Origin of the sequence: Lysobacter brunescens, assembly GCF_042677005.1 — a bacterium.
Lineage (GTDB): Bacteria > Pseudomonadota > Gammaproteobacteria > Xanthomonadales > Xanthomonadaceae > Lysobacter_I > Lysobacter_I brunescens.
The window spans coordinates 890,438-910,547 of sequence record NZ_JBHTIF010000001.1 but is presented as its reverse complement, the minus strand read 5'-3'; the positions used below and the strand labels follow the sequence as shown (position 1 = coordinate 910,547).

Sequence of the window (20,110 nt, the reverse complement as noted above, 5' to 3'; positions counted from 1 at the left end):
ACCTTGCGGTGCGCGGTGCCCTGCCGGATGATCGCGGCATCCTCGACCGGAGCCGCGCATGATCCGCCAGTTGCACCAGGTGCTGAACGAAGACGAGCTGGCGGTGATCCATGCGCTGCTGCCGCAGGTGCGCTTCGTCGACGGGCGCGCGACCAATCCCGACAACACCAGCAAGCAGAACCTGCAGGCGGCGCAGGAAGACCCGGCGAGCGCGCGGATTTCGCAGATCGTTCGCGATGCATTGTTCCGTCATGCCGACATCCGCGGCTGGGCGATGCCGCGCACGATGGCGCGACCGACCGTGGTGCGCTACGAGCCGGGCATGACCTACGGCTGGCACGTCGACGAAGCCCTGTTCCCGTCCACGCCGCCGCTGCGCAGCGACCTGTCGTGCACGGTGTTCCTCAATCCGCCGGATGCCTACGATGGCGGCGAACTGACCATGCAGCTCGGCCAGGAACAGCTGAAGTACAAGCTGGCGCCCGGCGACGCCATCCTCTATCCCTCGACCACCATCCACCAGGTCGCGCCGGTCACGCGCGGTGTGCGCCTGGCCGTGATCACCTGGATGCAGAGCTGGATCTCCAGCAGCGAGCGCCGCGAGCTGATGGTGCAGCTGGAGGAAGCGCGCGCGCGCGCCGGCACCGGCGATGAACGCCTGGCGGTGCTGCTCGATTCGCTGCGCACGAACCTGTTCCGGATGTGGGCGGATACCTGAAGACCCCTGCCGCATCTCTTCGATGCGGCCAATCCGATCACGACATCCTGTGTCACGCCATCGCGCGATCGACCCAAGCCACGCCACGCGCGATCTCCGCGCCGAAGCGTTGCTGCGCGAGCGCGAGATCGTGGGCGCGGTCGTCGCGGCCATAGTCGTGCTGCTGTGCCTTGGAGTAACGGCCCCAGGCCGGCGAGGCCAGCGCATGTGCGACGCCGTCGGCATCGAGCGAGAGATGCGCGGCGATGCGCGCCAGCTCGGTGCTCGGCGACGCGAGCAGATCCTCGAAATCCACGCGCAGCACGCGTGATGCGAACTCGCCGGAGGCGAGCGCGTCGAAACGCAGGCGTTCGGCGAGCCAGCCCATGGCGCATGCTTCGATCGCATCGCCTGGTGCGTGCACGCCGTCGATCGCGATGCCGTGCATGCGCAGCACCTCGGCGCGCTCGTCGAACGCGGCCAGCGCGTCGCGCACCGAATCCTCGGATTTCAGCAGCGTCGCCAACCAGGGCACGAGCGGCATGTCGAGCAGGATCGCGCGGGATAGACCACCGTCGCGCAGCAGCGGCTCGATCAGCACGTTGCAGCTGCTGGTCACCTTGATCGCGACCCGCGAAGCCGGCGGCAGCGGGCGTCGCCAGTACGCCATCAGCGTCGCGAGCAACGCGTGCGGTGGCGATGGTGCGTGCCACGCGGCGGCGAGATCACGCAGCGGCAGCGGCTCGCGCAGGCCTTCGACCTCGGGCCAGGTGTCGAGCAGGCGCGACAGCAGGGTCGAGCCGCAATGGCCGATGTGGAAGATGCCGTCTGCGACCGTGTGGCCGGTATCGGGCGCCTGGAGTATCGACAGCGCCAGCCACGCGCCCTGCGGCTGCGGTGGCAGCGCGCGGGGGTCGAGGAAGGCGGCCTCGCGGCGCTGCTGCGCGTCGAGTCGCACGCACAGCACGCGGCCGTTCGCGAGATCGAGCTGGAACGGCAGGTAATGCGGATCCTGGAGGAGATCGGCGGCGGTGTTCATGTGCCCCTCGGTTTCGCGCGGTGTGTGGCAGTCGCGCTCCATGGGTCATCGGGCCACGGATGCTTCGGATACCGTCCCTTCATCTCCTTCCTCACCTCCGGATACGTGCGTTCCCAGAAGCTGCGCAGGTCCTGGGTGACTTGCAGCGGCTGGCCGCCGGGCGAGAGCAGGTGCAGCGTGACCGGAATGCGGCCGTCGGCGACGCGCGGGGTGTCGGCGAGGCCGAACAGCTCCTGCAGTTTCACCGCGAGCACCGGTGGTATCGGTGCGTCGATGGCGTCGTCCCAGGCGTAGTCGATCCTGCGTTCCATGCCCGAGGGCACGATGATCCGCGTCGGCGAGAGTGCGTCGATGCGCTGGCGCAGGGCCCAGTCGAAGTCCGATTTCAGCGCTTCACCGAGTTCGTCTTCGCCGAGCGCGTCGAGGCGCGTCTTGCCGCTGAAGGCGGGCTTGAGCCAGGCGTCGAGCGTGTCGAGCAGCGCGGCGTCGGACAGGTCGGGCAATCCGAGATCGGGCATCCACGCGCGCAGGCAGCGCACCCGCGCGCGCCACTGCACCAGCGACTCGCGCCAGGGCAGGGCGTCGATGCCGAGCGTGCGCACGGCGTCGGTGAGCGCCTGTGCGGCCTGCGTTGTGTCGACCTTTCCAGTGGCCCGGGCGTCGAGCACGATGCCGTCGAAGCGCTGCACGCGTTCGGCGACCAGCGCGCGCTTCGCATCGTCCCAGCGGACTTCGTCGCGATCGGAGAAACGCTTGGGGAAATCGCGGCGCAGGCGTGCGTCGTCGACCGGTGCGGCACGCAGCAGCTTTGCGTCGCCGCGCGCTTCGTGGCGCAGTTCGCAGGCGACGAGCCACGGCTCGCCGATCAGCGCGCTGTCGTCGAACAGCTGCGCCATGCGCCCGTTGGCGAGCTGGTAGCGACGCAGGTCGCTGGCGTGGCGATGCGCGATGCGGTCGGGAAAGGCGTGCGCGAGCAGGTCGCCGAGAAGGTGCGCGGGCGCGCTCTGCGCAGGCTTCGCGTCGCAGCGCAGGCGGCGGCGCCACTGCGCTGCGGCGGCATCGATGGCCTGCAGCGAGGAGCGCGAGGCCTCGGCTGGCGCACGGCCGTTGCGGAATGCTGCGAGGGCCTGCCAGCGTACGGCCAGGGCATCGCTGCGGCCGCCGCCGGGCATCGCGCGGATCGGATCGCGTGCTTCCAGCAGCGCGGCGAGATCGCAGGCCAGTGCGGTTTCGGCGTCGTCGCGCGTGGACAGCAGCATCGCGGCGAGGCGCGGATGCGTGCCGATCGCGAGCATCTTCCGGCCCAGCGCGGTGATGGCGAGGCCGTCGTCCAGCGCGCCGAGCCGGCGCAGCAGGTCGCGCGCGGCGGACAACGCGCCCGTCGGCGGCGCGTCGACGAAGCGCAGCGAATCGCTGCCCCAGGCCGCGAGTTCGAGCACCAGCGATGCGAGTTCGACCTGCGCGATCTCCGGCCGGCGCTGCGGTTCCAGGCGCTGCGATTCCGGCCACAGCCGATACGCCCAGCCCTCGGCGATGCGACCGGCTCGGCCCGCGCGCTGGTCGGCCGAGGCCTGCGCGATGTTCACCACGTCCAGCCGCGAGAAGCCGCTGTTCGGGTCGTAGCGCGGTTCGCGGGCGAGGCCGCTGTCGATCACCACGCGCACGCCGGGCAGGGTGACGCTGGACTCGGCGACATTGGTCGCCAGCACCACGCGCCGCCGGCCGTCCTGCGAGGGTTGGAGCACGCGTGACTGCTGCTCGACGGGGAGTTCGCCGTGGAGGGCGAGGATCTCGATCGATGATGGATCGATCGCATCCGCCAGCAGTGCATGCACCCTGCCGATCTCGCGCTGCCCCGGCAGGAACACCAGCACGTCGCCGGGATGTTCGGTCAGCGCGTGCTGCACCGCGCGCTTGACCTGATGTTCGATCGCTTCGTCGCGACGCGCGGGAAAGTGCCCGACCTTCACCGGGAAACTGCGGCCGGCGCTGCTCAGGCGCGGCGCGTCCAGGCACTGCGCGAGTTTCTCGCCGTCCAGCGTCGCCGACATCGCGACGATGCGCAGGTCCTCGCGCAGGCCGGCCTGCACGTCCAGCGCCAGCGCCAGGCCGAGGTCGCCGGCGAGATGCCGTTCGTGGAATTCGTCGAACAGGATCGCGGCCACGTCCTCCAGCATCGGGTCGTCCTGCAGCATCCGGGTGAGGATGCCTTCGGTGACCACTTCGATGCGCGTCTTTCCCGAGACCCTGTTCTCGAAGCGGATGCGGTAGCCGACCGTCTCGCCGACGGCTTCGCCGAGCTGCTTCGCCATGAATCCGGCAGCGGCGCGCGCGGCGACGCGGCGCGGTTCCAGCATCACGATCCTGCGGTTGCCGCGCCACGGGGCATCGAGCAGGGCCAGCGGCACCTGGGTGGTCTTGCCGGCGCCGGGCGGCGCTTCCAGCACCAGCCGGGGGTGGTCGGCCAGCGAGCGGAGGATCTCCGGCAGCAGGTCGGCGATGGGAAAGGCGTGTTGCGTCATCGACATAGGCTAGCAGTCGCGCCAAGCCGGTCGCCAAGGCGGTCGGCGCGCGCCGCCGGCCGGACCGTTCGCGCGGCGAGGCCGTCGCTCGCACCCACCATTCCGCAGTCGGTCGCATTCCGCTCGGTTTCGCCAGCGCGGCAGGCCACAGTCGCGCCCATCGATGCCCGGCGTCGCGTGTCGCAACCACGGCACGCATTCCCCGGCGCCGGGCATTGACTCCCTCCCGGATATCGCAGTGTCTTCATCGCTCCAGTCCACCTCGTCCGTGCCCATCGCCGCCATGGGATCGCCCTCGCCTGCGATCGGCGGTCCGGCGAACGTCCTGTCGCCCGGACGCCACGGTTCGCCGCGTGCGGGATTCCCTTCCTTCCGCGCGGGCAGGAGAGTCACGTCCACGCCGGCGTCCGAGATGGCGCGCGTCCCAGGAGGCGCGTCATTCCCCCTCGGGCGCCGGCCGTATCCTCCGGAAGCGCGCATGTCCATCCGCGTGATCGGAACGACCTGCATGGCACGAATGGACGGCGGCGGCTATCGTGGCCGCGACACCGTCATCCGCGTTCGTGCCGCATGAGTTCCGTACACCCTCCGCCGTCGCCGATTCACGGAATGTCCGCCGGCCCTCGTGGGCTGAGGCTGATGTTCGCCTGGAAGCGGGTGCGCTTCGCGCTCATCGCCTCGATGGTGTTCGCCCTGCCGCTCAGCATCAATTCCATCGCGGCGATAGGGATCATCACCGGTCGCGTGTCGATCGTGGCCTTCGCGGCACTGACGGTGTTCGGCCTCTTCGAACAATGGCCGAAGCGCCTGCCGCGCTGGCTCGAGCGCTGGATCCTGCAGCTGTTCGGCGTGGTGCTGGTGGTCGTTCCCGCCGCCTTCGTCGCATCCCTGCTGCTGAAGGTGGACGGCACCGGTGCGTTCTTCGAGGACGAGCGGCGTCTCACCGGCTTCGTCATGCTCACGTTCGTGGGCATCCTGTTCGCGCCATGGCTGGCGCTGGGCGCGATGATCCGCCAGCGCGAGATCGTGGTGCGCGATCAGGCCGAATCGTTCGCGCTGGCGCGCAGCGAACTGGAGCGGCAGGCGCTGGATGCCCGGCTGCGCCTGCTGCAGGCGCAGATCGAGCCGCACTTCCTGTTCAACACGCTGGCCAACGTGCAGGCGCTGGTCGACGTGCGCTCGCCGCAGGCTTCCGACCTGCTGCGCAGCCTCGTCGCCTATCTGCGCGCCGCGATCCCGCGCCTGCAGGCGCCCGAGCCCACCATCGACCGCGAACTGCAACTGGTCCGCGCCTATCTCGAACTCATGCGCATGCGCATTCCCGACCGCCTGCGTTACGCCGTCGATGCGGACGACGCGGCATTGCGCCTGCGCTGCCCGCCCGCGACCGTGCTCACGCTGGTGGAGAACGCCGTACGGCATGGCATCGATCCCAGCGAGGACGGCGGCGAGGTGTCGGTGGACATCCGTGCCGTCGACGGTCGCTGCCGTGTGGTCGTGCGCGATACCGGCGTCGGTCTGTGCGGCGGCACCGAGGGGACGGGTACCGGCCTGCTCGCGCTGCGCCAGCGCCTGCAGCTGTACTTCGACGGCGATGCCCGCCTGGACGTGCGTGCGGCCGAGCCGGACGGCGTGCATGCCGAAATCGAATTCCCCGCACAGCAGGCCCCGACATGAGCGCATCGCAGCCCACCGCCCTGATCGCCGACGACGAACCGCTGCTGCGCGAGGCGCTCGCTGCGCAGCTCGCCGACGCCTGGCCGGCGCTGCAGGTGGTCGCCCATGCGCGCAACGGGCGCGAGGCGATCGAACGTTTCGAATCGCTGCAGCCCGACATCTGCTTCCTCGACGTGCACATGCCGGGCGTGTCCGGCATCGAGGCGGCGCAGCGCATCGGCAGGCGCGCGCATCTCGTGTTCGTGACCGCCTTCGATCACTACGCCGTCCAGGCGTTCGCCCATGGCGTGCTGGATTACCTCGTGAAACCGGTGGAAGCCGCGCGGCTGGCGGACACCGTATCGCGCCTGCAGGAGCGGCTGCGCGCCGTCGAGCCTGCGACCAACACGGACGCGCTGCTCGAAGAGCTCGCCGCGCGCCTCCGTCCGCCGGCGACGCAGGCGCCGCTGCGCTGGCTGCGCGCGCTGGTCGGGCAGACGCTGAAGCTCATTCCGGTCGAATCGATCGACTACCTGCGCTCAGACGACAAGTACACCCGCATCGCCTGGCGAGACGATGGCGGACAGCTTGCCGAAGCGCTGATCCGGCTGCCATTGAAGGAGCTGCTGCCGCAGCTCGACGCGGCGCAGTTCGCGCAGGTGCATCGCTCCGTGGTCGTGAGCCTGCGCGCGATCTCGCATGTCACGCGCGGCGACAACGACACCGCCGACATCCACCTCAAGGGCCGGCGCGAAGTGCTGCCGGTCAGCCGTACCTATCTGCACCTCTTCAGGCAGATGTGATCTGCGGACGCGGTCGCGGCGCCGTGCCGTGTATACGATCCGTCGCCGTTCGTCGGCCGGCGGCGCACTTGTCCGCATGGCCGATGGCGACTGTCATCCGGCCGGGCTATGGTGCCACCTCCATACCGGAGGGAATGTTGTTATGCGGAGCATGCTGTCGAAGTGGTCCCCCGTGGCCTGTGCGTTGCTGCTGGCGTCAGGCGCAGCCCAGGCCGAAGTCTTCATCAACGAATTCCATTACGACGACGCAACGTCGTCGGGCGATACCGGCGAACGCATCGAGATCGTCGCCACCGCCGGCGAAACGCTGAGCAGTTACCGGATCTATCTCTACAACGGTTCCACGCCGTCGTCGGCCGTGACCTACGACAACGACCTCGTGCCGGCCGGCAGCCTCGTTTCCTGCGGCGGCCAGGTGCGCATCGCCACGCTGAGCTATCCCACCAACGGCATCCAGAACGGTCCGAACGACGGCATCGCCCTCGTGAACCCGAGTGGCCAGGTCGTGCAGTTCATCAGCTACGAAGGCGCGATCACCGCCAGCAACGGTCCGGCCGCCGGCCGCACCAGCACCAACCTGCCGGTCTCCGAAGCCGGTTCCGACCCGGCCGGCCGCTCGCTGCAGCTCGGCGGCACCGGCAGCAGCTACGCCAACTTCAGCTGGCGCAGCGCGGCCACGGCGACCTTCGGTGCGTGCAACAACGGCCAGACGTTCTCGTCGCCGAACCCGCCGCCGACCGTGACCGGCACCACGCCGAGCAACGGCGCGACCAACTTCCCGGCCGCCGGCAACCTCGGTGCGAGCTTCAGCGAAAGCGTCACCGCCGCGGCTGGCGCCTTCACGCTGTCCTGCGCGAATTCGGGCAACGTCGGGCTGACCTATCCGTCCAGCGGCAGCAGCTTCAGCATCTCCACCAACACCGCGCTGGTCGGTGGCGAAGCCTGCACCTTCACCATCGTCGCCAACGCGATCACCGATGCCGGTGGCGCGAAGCCTTCCGGCAACACGACGGTGAACTTCAGCGTCGCGTCCGGCGGCGGTGGCGGCACCGGCTACTACTCGCGCGTCAACACCAGCAGCGCCTCGCAGCTGCGCTGCTCGCTGCACGCGACGATCAAGGGCCACACCGCGTATCCGTACAGCGGCGGCACCACCAACGCGTGGACGATCCTCGAGATCGCCGACGAAGATCCGAACAACAGCGGCCGCATCCTCGACGCCTACCGCAACCGCAGTTTCGCGAAGGTCACCGAGCGCGCGGGCACCGGCAGCGGCATCGTCTACAACCGCGAACACACCTGGCCGAACTCGCTGGGCTTCGGCTCCGCCACCGGCAACCTCGGCCTGCCGCACTCGCCGTACACCGACACGCACATGCTGTATCTCACCGAGTCGGTCTACAACGCCGATCGCGGCAACAAGCCCTATGCCAACTGCACGCAGGCCTCCGGCTGCAGCGAACGCGTCACCGAAGCGAACAACGGCCAGGGCGGCGGCAGCGGCGTCTATCCGGGCAATTCCAACTGGGTCAAGACGCCGGACGGCAATAGCGGCTCGTTCGAAGTCTGGGGCAAGCGCAAGGGCGACATGGCGCGCGCGATCATGTACATGGCCATCCGCTACGAAGGCGGCACGCACCCGACCACCGGCCAGAACGAACCCGACCTCGAACTCACCGACAACCGCAGCCTGATCGTCATCACCTCCAGTTCGCCCGCCTACATGGGCCTGCTGTCCACGCTGGTTGCCTGGCACCAGGCCGATCCGCCGGATGCCGCCGAACGTGCCCGCAACGAAGTCATCTACAGCTTCCAGGGCAACCGCAACCCGTTCATCGACCATCCCGAGTGGGGCACCAGCGCCCTGTTCACGTCCACCAAGCCGGCGAGCTGCCAGTTGAACTGATGCAAGCCTGAGTGCGTGTGATGCGAAAACGCCGGCGGGAAACCGCCGGCGTTTTCGTTGGGGCAAGACAGGCACCGTGCTTGCCGTCGAGAGCATGTGCATGCCTGGCGGAGAGTGCGATATCGTCAGCGTGCGCATCGTCGCAATCAGGCGATACGGGCTCCTCTCCATTCCATCGAGGCGACATGAAGACTCCCGCCATCCTGCTGCTTCTGGTTCCGTTGCAGGCCTTCGCCGCTGAAGGGACCGTCGCCAAGAGGGAGCTCTCGCTCGGCGGCGTCGCCATCGGCGATACCGCCGCCCAGGTCGCAGCGCGCCTCGGTGAGCCGAAGCACAAGGTGGCCGCGCAGGATTTCCTCGATCTTCACTACGAATACGCAAGCCTGCGGGTCTCGTTCAACGGCGGCATCGTCGCCGGGTTGCATGCCGACAAGCGCGATGCCTGCACGCCGAAGGGCCTGTGTCCGGGCGACCGACTGGACAGGATGCGCGCGCTGTACGGCGCACCGGTCGTGGCGGATCGCGAGACCGGTCGGTTCTACGAGTATGTCGGCGGCGACGCGGCCTGCTGGTTGCAGATCCGCGCGAAGGGCGGGCGGGTCGCGTCGATCAGTGTGGCGTGCCAGCCTTGATGTTCCTGCCATTCGCCTCAAGGTAGGGATAGTGGCCATGGCCCGCGTTCGCCATGCGCACCGACCCACGCAGCACACGAGGACACCACGATGAGATGCAGCCGATGCGGCACGGAGGCGGAGAAGGCCGGGGCGCTGGCTTGGTACGCCGTACCCTGGTTCCTTCTGCTTGGCGCCCTGCCGCCGGTACGCAGCATATGTGCGGATTGCGCCGGCGGGCAGAACTTCCTTGCCCTGCTGGCGACGATCGCACTGCTGGTGGTGGCTTTCGTCGTCGCGGTGATCCTGCTTTGATGCGCGCCAGCGTCATCTGCGCGCGTGGTTGTCCGCGCGGACCGGCCGCGATGCCTGCAGCTCCGCTGCGGTCGGATTCGCCGGCAGGACCGGCGCCACGCGGCGACCGCCGGTTGCGGTGACGGCGTTGACCATCGCGCGGATGTCCTCGATGTCCTCGACCACGCGGGTGTTCAGGTCGTCGACGAGGAACACGCCGGCGATGCCATTGACGCGGTCGACCCAGGGCGTGAAGCCGAACGCGCCGGGACTGGAGACGATGAGCGGCGAGGTCGGATCGATCCACTGGCCCAGGCCGTAGCCGTAACCGGTGCTCGTCGGCGGACGCGAGATGTCGGTGGTACCGACGGTGCGATCACGCGCCATCGCCTCGATCGTGGCCTGCGACAGGAACCTGCGCGACGGCCGGCACGGCAGCAGCAGCGTGTTGTCGAGGCAGCCGTTCGCCAGCACCATGTCGACGATCCTGCCGTAATCCTCGAGCGTGCTCCGCACACCGCCGGCGATGCGCGGATTGGTGTTGCGCACGTAGCCCGGCTCGGTCGACGACGTGGCGAAGTCGGTCGCGTTCAGGCCCAGCGGAACGACCATCTCGTCGATGAACAGATCGTCCCAGGACCGGCCGGTCGCCAGTTCGGCCATGCGGCCCGCGACCTGCATCGAATTGCCGCCGTACGAAAACACCTGGCCCGGTTCGCCGATCATCGTCGACTGCTGCAGGATGCGGTTCGCGCAGGTCGCGAGGGTGAACAGCGGGTTCGACATGCAGCTGTCGTCGCCGCCGGGCAGGCCGCTGGTGTGCGAGAACAGCTGTTCGAGCGTGATCCCGCGCTTGGCCGGTTCCACGGTCGGGAAATACTGGCCGACGGTGTCGGTCCAGCGCAGCTGGCCCTTTTCGACCAGCCGGGCGAGCGTCAGCGCGGACACCCACTTGCTGGCCGAAGCGATGCGGACCTGGGTGCCCAGCGTGTACTGGCCGAAGGCCTGCCGGTAGACCACGTTGCCGGCCTTGTTGACGCGCAGCGAGGCGCCGTCGAGCGCGTAGGTCTGCACGAAGGACTGCATTTCCGCCGTCACCGGCGAGAAGTCGTAGCGGGGCACGGCCTGCGCCATGGTGGCGCCGAGCAGGGCGGTGAGTCCGAAGGTGGCGACGAGGATGCGCAGCATGGCGGGTCGTCCGTGGCGGGGAGGTGCGGGCGTGAACGCTGCGGCAGGGCCTGCGGTTGACAGCCGCGCCTCATTCCCCGGCATCATGCCGAAGCTGCCCTGGACGTCCGATGAGAACGAAGCTCCTGCTCCTGACCTGTCTTGCGACATCTCCTGTCTTCGCGCTGTGTCCCAGACCCGAACCCAGGCTTTGCGATCGCTACTTCCGGAGCGACACCATGCTCGTCGGAACGCTTGTCGGGCAGGAACTGGTGGATGATGGCGCCGGCGACCCGGAAGGGCGCCTGGCGCATCGCATCCGCGTCGAACGCGTGCTGAAGGGCGATGCCGGCCGTGCCTGGACCGCGTACTCGCCCAATACCTCGGCGCGCTGGACGGGAGACATCGGCAAGCGTTACGTCTTCTTCGCCGCATCCGGGGAGCTGGAGAGCTCGTGCTCAGGGCTGGATACGCCAGCCTATGTCGCGCGTGTCGATGCCGAACTCCGGCAGTTTCGTCGTGCGAAGACCGCCAGCATCGAAGGCACGACGGTCGGTCTCGGCCCGCGCTCGCCGCGACCATTGCTCATTGCCGAGTCCAGGGCGGGGACACATGCCATCCGCATCGATGCGGATGGCCGCTTCTCGGGCGAGCTGCCACCCGGACGCTATCGATTGCACGCGGACAACCTGCGACCCAGCGTGTATTCGGCGCCGTTGGGCCATGTGACCTTGCAGGCCGGACAATGTGCGCTGTTGGAGCTGGAGTCTGTCCGGTAAGTCCCGATGCACGTCTCGTGCTTCCGTACAATGGCCGCCTTTCCTGCACGCGCGCACGACCCGCATGACCCTGATCGACACGCCCTTGATCGACACGCCGCTCATCGACATCGGCGCCAACCTCACCCACGACAGCTTCGACCACGACCGTGAGGCGGTGCTCCAGCGCGCCCGCGCGGCGGGCGTGGCGCGGATGGTCGTCACCGGCGCCTGTCGCGCGCACTCGCCGCGTGCGCTGATCCTGGCGCAGACGTATCCGGGCGAACTGTTCGCCACCGCCGGCGTGCATCCGCACCATGCGATCGAATACACCGACGAATGCGATGCCGAGATGCGCGCGCTGCAGGCGCATCCGGAAGTGGTCGCGGTCGGCGAATGCGGCCTCGACTACAACCGCGATTTCTCGCCGCGCCCGGCGCAGCGCAAGGCCTTCGAGCGCCAGCTGCAGATCGGTGCCGACACCGGCAAGCCGCTGTTCCTGCACCAGCGCGACGCGCACGATGACTTCATGGCGATGATGAAGAACTTCGACGGCCGGCTCGGCCCGGCGGTGGTGCACTGCTTCACCGGCACGCGCGAGGAACTGTTCGCCTATCTCGACCAGGACTGGCACATCGGCATCACCGGCTGGCTGTGCGACGAGCGCCGCGGGACCCACCTGCGCGAACTGGTGAAGCACATTCCTGCGAACCGGCTGATGATCGAGACCGATGCGCCGTACCTGCTGCCGCGCACCGTGCGCCCGCAGCCGTCGCATCGCCGCAACGAGCCGATGTACCTGGCGCACATCGTCGAGGAGCTGGCCCGGGATCGCGGCGAAAGCGTCCAGGCGGTGGCCGCGTCGACGACCGCCACGGCGACCGCGTTCTTCCGCCTGCCCACGGCGTCCGCCGCGAGCTGAACCGCCTCCCGGTCCCTGCCTTCCGGCAGGGCCGAAATTACTGAACCGATCGGTACACTGCGCGTCCCGAAGTCCCTCCAGAGCCCGTGCAATGCCGGTGTCGTCGCGCCCCCTCCCTGTCTCCGTCCCGGTCGTCCGCCTGCCCCTGCTGGCGCTGGTCGCTGCGCTTGTGCTCGCCGGCTGTTCGGGCGACGTGCCCGAGGCATCGCAGGCCGCCGCAGCGTCGTCGGCGATGGCGGTGACCACCGCGCCGGTGGAGATGCGCGACCTCGCCCGCACCGTGCTCGTGTCCGGCGCGGTCGCGCCGGTCGAGGAGATGCAGCTGGGCGTGGAAGTCAGCGGCCTGCGCGTGACCGAACTGCTGGTCGACGTCGGCCAGTCCGTGCGCCGTGGCCAGGTGCTCCTCCGCCTCGACCGCCGCATGCTCGACAGCGAACTGCGGCAGGCCGAGGCCGCGCTGCGCGAGGCCGAAGCCGGTGCCGCACTGGCGCGCGCGAACCTGGCGCGCGGCGAGAACCTCGCGCGCGAGCGCTACATCAGCGCCGGACAGCTCGACGAACTGCGGGCTGTCCGCACCCAGGCCGAAGCCCGTGTCGGCACCGCGCGCGCCGGCCGCGATGCCGCCGCACTGCGTCACAGCTTCGCGGAACTGCGTGCGCCGGCCGACGGTATCGTCTCGAAGCGGTTGGTGCAGCCCGGCCAGGTCGTCGGGGCCGGCGGCGAACTGTTGCGCCTGATCCGTGACGGCCGCCTGGAGTGGCGCGCCGAGCTGCCGGTGACGCAGCTGTCGTCCGTGAAGCCCGGCGATCGCATCGCACTGCGCGGCCCCGGCGGCGTGGTGGTCGAAGGCCGCGTCCGCGCGGTCAGCCCGGGCGTCGATGCTGCGACCCGCACCGGCACGGTCTATGCCGACCTGCCCGACCCGAAAGGGCTCGCCGCAGGCGCCTATCTCGAAGGCCGCATCGACACGGGCCGCGCGCGCGTCGCCACGGTGCCAGCGGCGGCGGTGGTGCTGCGCGACGGCTTCGCCACCCTGTACACGATCGCGACGAAGGAGGGCGCGACCGTCGCCGAGGCCCGGCGCGTGCGCACCGGCGCGCGCGAGGGTGCGCATGTCGAACTGCTCGATGGACCGAAGCCGGGGCAGCAGGTGGTGGTGAAGGGCGCCGGTTTCCTCGCCGATGGCGATGCCGTGCGCGTGGTCCCGGCAACGCAAGCCGCGCCGGCGGCGGGTGTCGCGCGATGAGCGGCGGCGGCAGCCTGTCGTCCTGGGCCATCCGCCGGCCGCTGCCGGCGATCATGGTGTTCTTCGTGCTGTGCGTGGCGGGCCTGTGGGGCTTCCACTCGCTGCCGGTGGCGCGTTACCCCGACATCGCCTTCCCGATGACCACGGTGACCGTGAACCAGCCCGGCGCATCGCCGTCGCAGCTGGAGACCGAGGTCACGCGGCGGATCGAGGACTCGCTGGCGACCATTCCCAACGTCAAGCGGATGTCCTCGCTGGTGACCGAGGGCCAGAGCACCACGATCGTCGAGTTCAACCTCGACACCGACCTCGCCGACGCGCTGGACGACACCCGCGACGCGGTGACGCGCATCCGCAGCGACCTGCCGCAGGACATCCTCGAACCGGTGGTCGGCAAGATCGACATCGGCGGCTCGCTGCAGACCTACGCGGTCGACGCACCGCATATGCGTCCAGACGAACTGTCGTGGTTCGTCGATCGCGAGGTGTCGCGCACGCTGTACGGCGTGCCCGGCGTCGCCCGCGTGAACCGCATCGGCGGCATCGACCGCCAGGTGCGCGTGGACCTCGATCCGCAGGCGCTGCTCGCCTGGGGCATCACCGCCGGCGAAGTCTCGCAGCAGCTGGCGCGCATCCAGGTGGACCGCCCGGGCGGCAAGGCCGAGCTGGGCGGCGAACAGCAGACCATCCGCACCCTCGCCACCGTCGCGAGCGCGCAGCAGCTGCGCGACTACTCGATCGCATTGCCCGACGGGCGATCGGTGCGCCTGTCGGACATCGCCCGCGTCGAGGACGGGGCGGCCGACGAAACCCAGGCCGCCCTGCTCGACGGCCAGCCCACGGTCGGCTTCTCGCTGTCGCGCACGCGCAAGTCGAACGAACTGTCGGTGTCGGCCGAGGTGCGCGAGGCGCTGGACCGCCTGCAGGCCGAGCATCCCGGCGTGACCTTCCGCCTGGTCACCAACATCGTCGACGAAACCGAGCGGTCCTACCGGTCGTCGATGATCATGCTCTGGGAAGGCGCGCTGCTCGCGCTGCTGGTGGTGTGGTGGTTCCTGCGCGACTGGCGCGCGACGTGGGTGTCGGCGGTGGCCCTGCCGCTGTCGATCATCCCGACCTTCGCGGTGATGTCGCTGCTGGGATTCAGCCTCAACATGGTCACCCTGCTGGCGCTGTCGGTGGTGGTCGGCATCCTCGTCGACGACGCCATCGTCGAGATCGAGAACATCGTCCGCCACCTCGGCATGGGCAAGTCGCCGCTGGAGGCCGCGCGCGAGGCCGCCGAGGAGATCGGCACGGCGGTGATCGCGACCTCGATGACCCTGGCGGCGGTGTTCGTGCCGGTCGCCTTCATGCCCGGCATCGCCGGCAAGTTCTTCCGCGAGTTCGGCTGGACCGCCGCGACCGCCGTGCTGTTCTCGCTGCTGGTGGCGCGCCTGCTCACGCCGATGATGGCGGCCTACCAGCTCAAGCCGCATCCGCAGCAGGACGAGACCGATACGCCGATGATGCGCCGCTATCTCGGCTGGGTGGAGGCGTCGCTGCGCCATCGCGGGCGGACGCTGTGGATCTCGCTCGGCTTGTTCGTCGCATCGCTGGCGCTGGTGCCGCTGATCCCGACCACGTTCATTCCGTTCAGCGACCTCGGCCGCAGCAACCTCAGCATCGAGTTGCCGCCGGGCACGCGCATCGAGGAGACGCTGGCCGTGTCCGAGCAGGCGCGCGCGCGCCTGGAGACGGTGCCGGAGCTGAAACAGGTGTTCACCATGGTCGGCAGCGTGCTGGACGTCGGCGATCCGGCGAAGACCGGCATCGCCGAGGCACGCAAGGCGACGCTGGTGCTGGACTGGGGTCCGGAAGGTGATCGGGATCGCGACCAGAGGCAGCTCGAACGCGAGGTGCGCGAACGACTCGCCGACCTGCCGGGCGCGAAGATCAGCTTCATCAGCAGCGAACCGGGCAATGCGATGCAGCTGGTGCTGTCCGGCGACGATCCGGACACGCTGTCGGCCGCGGCCTCCGCGGTCGAACGCGACCTGCGCACGCTGAAGGGACTGGGCAGCATCTCGTCGTCGGCCTCGCTGCTGCGTCCGGAGCTGCAGATCGTCCCCGACCCGGCGCGCGCGGCGGACCTGGGCGTCGCCACCGCAGACATCGCGGAAGCGACCCGCATCGCGACCAGCGGCGACTACACGCAGCGCCTGGCCAAGCTCAACCTGCCCGACCGGCAGATCCCGATCCGCGTCGGCTTCTCGCAGGAGGCGCTCGCCGATCCGGCGCTGATCGGCCAGCTCCGCGTGCGCGGCGCGCAGGGCCCGGTGCCGCTGTCGGCGGTGGCCGAGATCCGTGACGGCAGCGGGCCGTCGATGCTGTCGCGCTACCAGCGCGAGCGCAACATCGTGCTGACCGCCGAGCTCAACGGCCGCCCGCTGGGTGAAGTCATGGCCGAGGTGGAGGCGCTGCCGTCGGTCAAGCGCCTGCCCTCCGGCGTGGAACTGCTCAACGCCGGCGACGCCGAGATCTTCATCGAACTGTTCTTCGGCTTCGCGATGGCGATGCTGGCCGGCCTGGTCTGCATCTACATGGTCCTGCTGCTGCTGTTCAACCACGCCATCCAGCCGCTGACCATCCTCACCGCCGTGCCGCTGTGCGCCGGCGGCGCGTTCGGTGCGCTGCTGCTGACCGGCAACATGCTGTCGCTGCCGGCGCTGATCGGTCTGCTGATGCTGATCGGCATCGCGACGAAGAACTCGATCCTGCTGGTCGACTACGCGGTCGTCGCCGAGGACCAGCACGGCCTGTCCGTGCACGACGCGCTGATCGACGCCTGCCGCAAGCGCGCGCGCCCGGTGATCATGACCACCCTGGCGATGGGCGCGGGCATGCTTCCGCTCGCGCTGGGCCTGTCGGGCGATTCCAGCTTCCGCGCGCCGATGGCCTGGGCGGTGATCGGCGGCCTGATCACCTCGACGGCGCTCAGCCTGATCGTGATCCCCGCCGCGTACTCGGTGCTGCACGACCTGGGATTGTGGATCGCGCGGAAGTTCCGGCGCGTCGGTTCGACGACGGCACGCGCGGACGCGTGACGCCGCGCGTGACATGACGGTGCCCCTGTCATGTCATCCCGAGCCGCAGGCGAGGGACCTGCTTTCGAGCTTGACCCCCACTGTGCAAAGCAGGCTGGATTCGAATCGATCAACCGCGCACAGCATGAAGCAGGTCCCTCGCCTGCGGCTCGGGATGACAGGGAAGGCCTGTCGGTCGATCAATACACCGCCAGGTCGCCGCAGCCGTGCAGCGTGGTCTCGCCTTCGAGCGTGACCGTGACCCGCTGCGGATGCGGGCGGTCGGCTTCGTCGGTGCAGGGCCCGGTGACGATCTCCACGCGGATCGGCTTCGCGCCTTCCGCGGTGTCGAGCGTGCCGTCGAGCGCGATCGGCCCGCGATGCGGCACGCCGGGTGCGCCGCGATACATCAGTACGCCCTGCGCGGACTTCTGGCCCATCGCCCAGGTCAGCTCGACATCGTGGCGCATGTCGCCGACGGACTGGATGCGGATGTTGAAGTGCTCGCCCAGGCCCATGAAGGCCGGCACCGGGCTGACGCGGCCGGCCATCTCCGCCGAGACCTTGGGCGATGGTGCGGGCGGTGCTTCGGCAGCGGTGGAGGACGGCGGCGCAGGCGCCGGCTCGGCGGATGGCGCTGGCGCGCTGCACGCGATGAGGGTGACGATCAGGCTGAGGGTGAAGGCATGCAGGCGCATCGGGACGTCCTCCGGGGATGATGTCGATCGGGTGTCGCGCGTGGCCTCAGCTCCGCAGTCCCACGCCGCGCTTCAGCAGCCACAGCCCGACCGCGCCGAGGACGACCACGAAGCCGAGCATCAGCGCGTAGGCGAGCCACAGCGGTACGTCGCTGACGCCGAGCAGGCCGTAGCGGAAGGCGTTGACCATGTAGAAGATCGGATTGAGGTGGGTCGCGGTCTCGGCCCAGCCGGGCAGCAGCTTCACCGAGTAGAAGACGCCGCCGAGGTAGGTCAGCGGGGTGAGGATGAAGGTCGGGACGATGGCGATGTCGTCGAACTTCTTCGCGTAGACGGCGTTGACGAAGCCGGCCAGCGAGAAGATCGTCGCGCCGAGGATGACCGTGGTCAGCGTGACCAGCGGATGCGGGATGCGCACCTTGGTGAACAGCATCGCGATCGCCAGCACGATCGCGCCGACCATCAGGCCGCGCAGCACCGCGCCGGCGACGTAGCCGCCGAGGATGACCCAGGCGGGCATCGGGCTGACCAGCAGTTCCTCGACGTGGCGGCCGAACTTGGCGCCGAAGAAGCTCGACGAGATGTTGCCGTAGCTGTTCTGGATCACGCTCATCATCACCAGGCCGGGGACGATGAAGTCCATGTAGCGGATGCCGTCCATCTCGCCGACGCGCGAGCCGATCAGGCCGCCGAAGATCAGGAAATACAGGGTCATCGTGATCGCCGGCGGCACCAGGGTCTGGCCCCAGATGCGCAGGATCCGGTTCACCTCGCGGCGCACGATGGTCATCAGCGCGGTGCGGTTGCGCTGGCCGGTGGTCATCTGCGTCGTGGTCGCTTCGGTCGCGCTCATGCGGCGGCCTCCTGGTTGCCGGTGAGGCGCACGAACAGTTCCTCCAGGCGGTTGGTCTTGGTGCGCATCGAACGCACGCGCACGCCGGCGGCGTCGAGCGCGGCGAACACGCCGTTGAGGTCCATCGAGCGCGGCATTTCGAGATCGATGGTGTGATCGTCCGCAGCGAGCAGGGTGGCGCCGGCGATGGCCGGCAGCGTCGCCGGCAGGCCGCCGTCGATGTCGAGCAGGAAACCTTCGACGTCGAGCTTGGCGAGCAGCGCCTTCATCGGTCCCTGCTCGACGATGCGGCCCTTGTCGATGATCGCGAGGTTGCGGCAGAGGCTCTCGGCCTCCTCCAGGTAATGCGTGGTCAGGATGATCGTCGTGCCGGCGGCGTTGATCTCCTTCAGCGTCTTCCACATGCCGCGGCGGATCTCGATGTCCACGCCGGCGGTGGGTTCGTCCAGGATCAGCAGCCGAGGCTGGGTCATCATCGCCCGGGCGATCATCAGCCTGCGTTTCATGCCGCCGGACAGCGTGCGGCTCATCTTGTCGGCCTTGTCCCACAGCTGCGCGTCCTTCAGCACCTGCTCGGCGCGCGCGCGCGCCTGTTCGCGGGGCACGCCGTAGAAGCCCGCGTAGTTTACGCAGATGTCGAACGGCTTCTCGAACATGTTGAAGTTGATCTCCTGGGGCACCAGGCCGATCAGGCGCATGGCTTCGTCGCGCCGGGCGGTGATGTCGACGCCGAAGATGCGGACCTCGCCGGAGGTCTTGTTCACCAGCGAGCTGGTGACGCCGATCAGGGTCGATTTGCCGGCGCCGTTCGGGCCGAGCAGGGCGTAGAAATCGCCCGGCGACACGTCCAGCGACACGCCCTTGAGGGCTTCGACGCCGTTGTCGTAGGTCTTGCGGAGGTCGCGGATGGACAGGGCCGGCTGGCCGGGCGCGTCGGGGGTTGGGGCGGTGCTCATCAGGGGATCCTTGCCGGCCCTGCGCAACGGTGCGTCCGGACGAAGGGCGGCGGTTCTGGCGGTTCGGCGTGGCGCGAACCGGTAGTATAGGCGGCCATGCCGGAAGCCTCCGGCAACACTCCATTCCAGGACACACCCGTGCCCGCCCTCTTCCCGCTCAAGCTCGTCGGCCGCCGCATGCTGGCCCCCACCGTGGCCCATCTCAGCTTCGTCCGCGACGACGGACAGCCGCTGGACTACATCCCCGGCCAGTTCCTGCAGGTGCATTTCGAATACGCGGACGGCACTGCGACCAAGCGCAGCTATTCGCTCGCCACCCAGCACGATCACGCCATGGCGCCGGGCGAATCGGTGGAGATCGCTGTCAGCTACGTCCCCGGCGGCGCGGCCACCGCGCTGTTCGAGAACCTCGAAACCGGCGGCACGGTGACCGCCAGCGGCCCCTACGGTCGCTTCTGCCTGATGCCCGCCGACGCCAACCGACGCTACCTGTTGATCGGCACCGGCACCGGCGTGACCCCGTACCGCGCGATGCTGCCGCAGCTGGCGCAGCAGATCGCCGAACGCGGCATCGAGGTCGTGCTGCTGTTCGGCGCGCGCACGCCCGAGGAACTGCTGTACGGCGACGAGTTCCGCGCCTTCGCCGACGCGCATCCGAACTTCCGCTTCGTCCCGTGCTTCTCGCGCGAGCTGCCCGCCGAGGGTTCGCCGCATGCGCACGCCGACGTGCGCAAGGGCTACGTGCAGGACCAGCTGGCGGAATTCGCGCCGGATGCCGAAGGCGACATCGCCTACCTCTGCGGCAACCCGAACATGGTCGACGCCTGCTTCGAGACCCTGAAGGGCCACGGCCTGCCGATCCCGGTGATTCGCCGCGAGAAGTACGTCAGCAGCAAGTGAGTCCCGGCGCGGCGGCC

17 protein-coding genes are annotated in these 20,110 nt (G+C 69.2%); 11 read left to right on the top strand and 6 right to left on the bottom strand.

Going from position 1 to position 20,110, the window contains the following annotated elements; genetic code table 11:
* The first annotated feature begins 58 nt into the window (after positions 1-58).
* Positions 59-718 (top strand): Fe2+-dependent dioxygenase, encoded by a 660-nt coding sequence (locus ACFQ0E_RS03755; protein WP_386822355.1) that lies wholly within the window; start codon positions 59-61, stop codon positions 716-718.
* A gap of 52 nt (positions 719-770) precedes the next feature.
* On the opposite strand, the gene ACFQ0E_RS03750 is transcribed toward ACFQ0E_RS03755, so the two are convergent.
* Together ACFQ0E_RS03750 and hrpB are read right to left on the bottom strand one after the other, a co-directional pair.
* Positions 771-1,736: a hypothetical protein gene (locus tag ACFQ0E_RS03750; RefSeq protein WP_386822354.1), complete on the bottom strand. Its 966-nt coding sequence runs from the start codon at positions 1,734-1,736 to the stop codon at positions 771-773.
* Complete coding sequence (gene hrpB / locus ACFQ0E_RS03745) at positions 1,733-4,258, bottom strand: ATP-dependent helicase HrpB (protein WP_386822353.1); 2,526 nt, start codon at positions 4,256-4,258, stop codon at positions 1,733-1,735. Before hrpB ends, ACFQ0E_RS03750 begins: the two co-directional genes overlap by 4 nt.
* Before the next feature lie 639 nt (positions 4,259-4,897).
* Here hrpB and ACFQ0E_RS03740 point away from each other — a divergent pair.
* The 5 genes from ACFQ0E_RS03740 to ACFQ0E_RS03720 all read left to right on the top strand — a co-directional run bounded on the left by ACFQ0E_RS03740 (position 4,898) and on the right by ACFQ0E_RS03720 (position 9,549).
* Positions 4,898-5,935: a sensor histidine kinase gene (locus ACFQ0E_RS03740; RefSeq protein ID WP_386822352.1), complete on the top strand. Its 1,038-nt coding sequence runs from the start codon at positions 4,898-4,900 to the stop codon at positions 5,933-5,935.
* Positions 5,932-6,717, top strand: coding sequence for a LytR/AlgR family response regulator transcription factor (locus ACFQ0E_RS03735; RefSeq protein ID WP_386822351.1), 786 nt, complete (start codon positions 5,932-5,934; stop codon positions 6,715-6,717). The genes ACFQ0E_RS03740 and ACFQ0E_RS03735 overlap by 4 nt, the downstream gene beginning before the upstream one ends.
* Positions 6,718-6,868: 151 nt before the next feature.
* Positions 6,869-8,623: an endonuclease gene (locus tag ACFQ0E_RS03730; RefSeq protein ID WP_386824015.1), complete on the top strand. Its 1,755-nt coding sequence runs from the start codon at positions 6,869-6,871 to the stop codon at positions 8,621-8,623.
* A 185-nt stretch (positions 8,624-8,808) separates the two neighbouring features.
* Positions 8,809-9,255, top strand: coding sequence for a hypothetical protein (locus tag ACFQ0E_RS03725; protein ID WP_386822350.1), 447 nt, complete (start codon positions 8,809-8,811; stop codon positions 9,253-9,255).
* Between the two features lie 90 nt (positions 9,256-9,345).
* Positions 9,346-9,549 carry a hypothetical protein gene (locus tag ACFQ0E_RS03720; RefSeq protein ID WP_386822349.1) on the top strand — a complete coding sequence of 68 codons (204 nt, stop codon included), beginning with the start codon at positions 9,346-9,348 and terminating at the stop codon, positions 9,547-9,549.
* A 12-nt stretch (positions 9,550-9,561) separates the two neighbouring features.
* Here the strand turns inward: ACFQ0E_RS03720 and ACFQ0E_RS03715 are convergent, their stop codons facing one another.
* Positions 9,562-10,716, bottom strand: coding sequence for a serine hydrolase domain-containing protein (locus ACFQ0E_RS03715; protein WP_386822348.1), 1,155 nt, complete (start codon positions 10,714-10,716; stop codon positions 9,562-9,564).
* Between the two features lie 218 nt (positions 10,717-10,934).
* Between ACFQ0E_RS03715 and ACFQ0E_RS03710 the strand changes: the two genes are divergently transcribed.
* From ACFQ0E_RS03710 to ACFQ0E_RS03695, 4 genes are all read left to right on the top strand, one after another.
* Positions 10,935-11,474 (top strand): hypothetical protein, encoded by a 540-nt coding sequence (locus tag ACFQ0E_RS03710; RefSeq protein WP_386822347.1) that lies wholly within the window; start codon positions 10,935-10,937, stop codon positions 11,472-11,474.
* A gap of 64 nt (positions 11,475-11,538) precedes the next feature.
* A complete protein-coding gene (locus ACFQ0E_RS03705) occupies positions 11,539-12,375 on the top strand; it encodes a TatD family hydrolase (RefSeq protein ID WP_386822346.1) in 837 nt (278 codons plus the stop codon).
* A 97-nt stretch (positions 12,376-12,472) separates the two neighbouring features.
* Positions 12,473-13,621, top strand: a complete 1,149-nt coding sequence (locus tag ACFQ0E_RS03700) for an efflux RND transporter periplasmic adaptor subunit (protein WP_386822345.1) — start codon at positions 12,473-12,475, stop codon at positions 13,619-13,621.
* Positions 13,618-16,707, top strand: a complete 3,090-nt coding sequence (locus ACFQ0E_RS03695; protein WP_386822344.1) for an efflux RND transporter permease subunit — start codon at positions 13,618-13,620, stop codon at positions 16,705-16,707. The genes ACFQ0E_RS03700 and ACFQ0E_RS03695 overlap by 4 nt, the downstream gene beginning before the upstream one ends.
* A 179-nt stretch (positions 16,708-16,886) precedes the next feature.
* Here ACFQ0E_RS03695 and ACFQ0E_RS03690 read toward each other — a convergent pair whose 3' ends face one another.
* The 3 genes from ACFQ0E_RS03690 to ACFQ0E_RS03680 are packed head-to-tail and all read right to left on the bottom strand — an operon-like array spanning position 16,887 to position 19,193.
* On the bottom strand, positions 16,887-17,384 hold the full coding sequence (locus tag ACFQ0E_RS03690; RefSeq protein ID WP_386822343.1) for a hypothetical protein: 498 nt from the start codon (positions 17,382-17,384) through the stop codon (positions 16,887-16,889).
* A gap of 46 nt (positions 17,385-17,430) precedes the next feature.
* Positions 17,431-18,237, bottom strand: a complete 807-nt coding sequence (locus ACFQ0E_RS03685) for an ABC transporter permease (protein ID WP_386822342.1) — start codon at positions 18,235-18,237, stop codon at positions 17,431-17,433.
* Positions 18,234-19,193, bottom strand: coding sequence for an ABC transporter ATP-binding protein (locus tag ACFQ0E_RS03680; RefSeq protein ID WP_386822341.1), 960 nt, complete (start codon positions 19,191-19,193; stop codon positions 18,234-18,236). Before ACFQ0E_RS03680 ends, ACFQ0E_RS03685 begins: the two co-directional genes overlap by 4 nt.
* 96 nt (positions 19,194-19,289) lie before the next feature.
* Between ACFQ0E_RS03680 and ACFQ0E_RS03675 the strand changes: the two genes are divergently transcribed.
* Positions 19,290-20,093 (top strand): ferredoxin--NADP reductase, encoded by an 804-nt coding sequence (locus ACFQ0E_RS03675; RefSeq protein WP_386822340.1) that lies wholly within the window; start codon positions 19,290-19,292, stop codon positions 20,091-20,093.
* Positions 20,094-20,110: the final 17 nt, after the last annotated feature.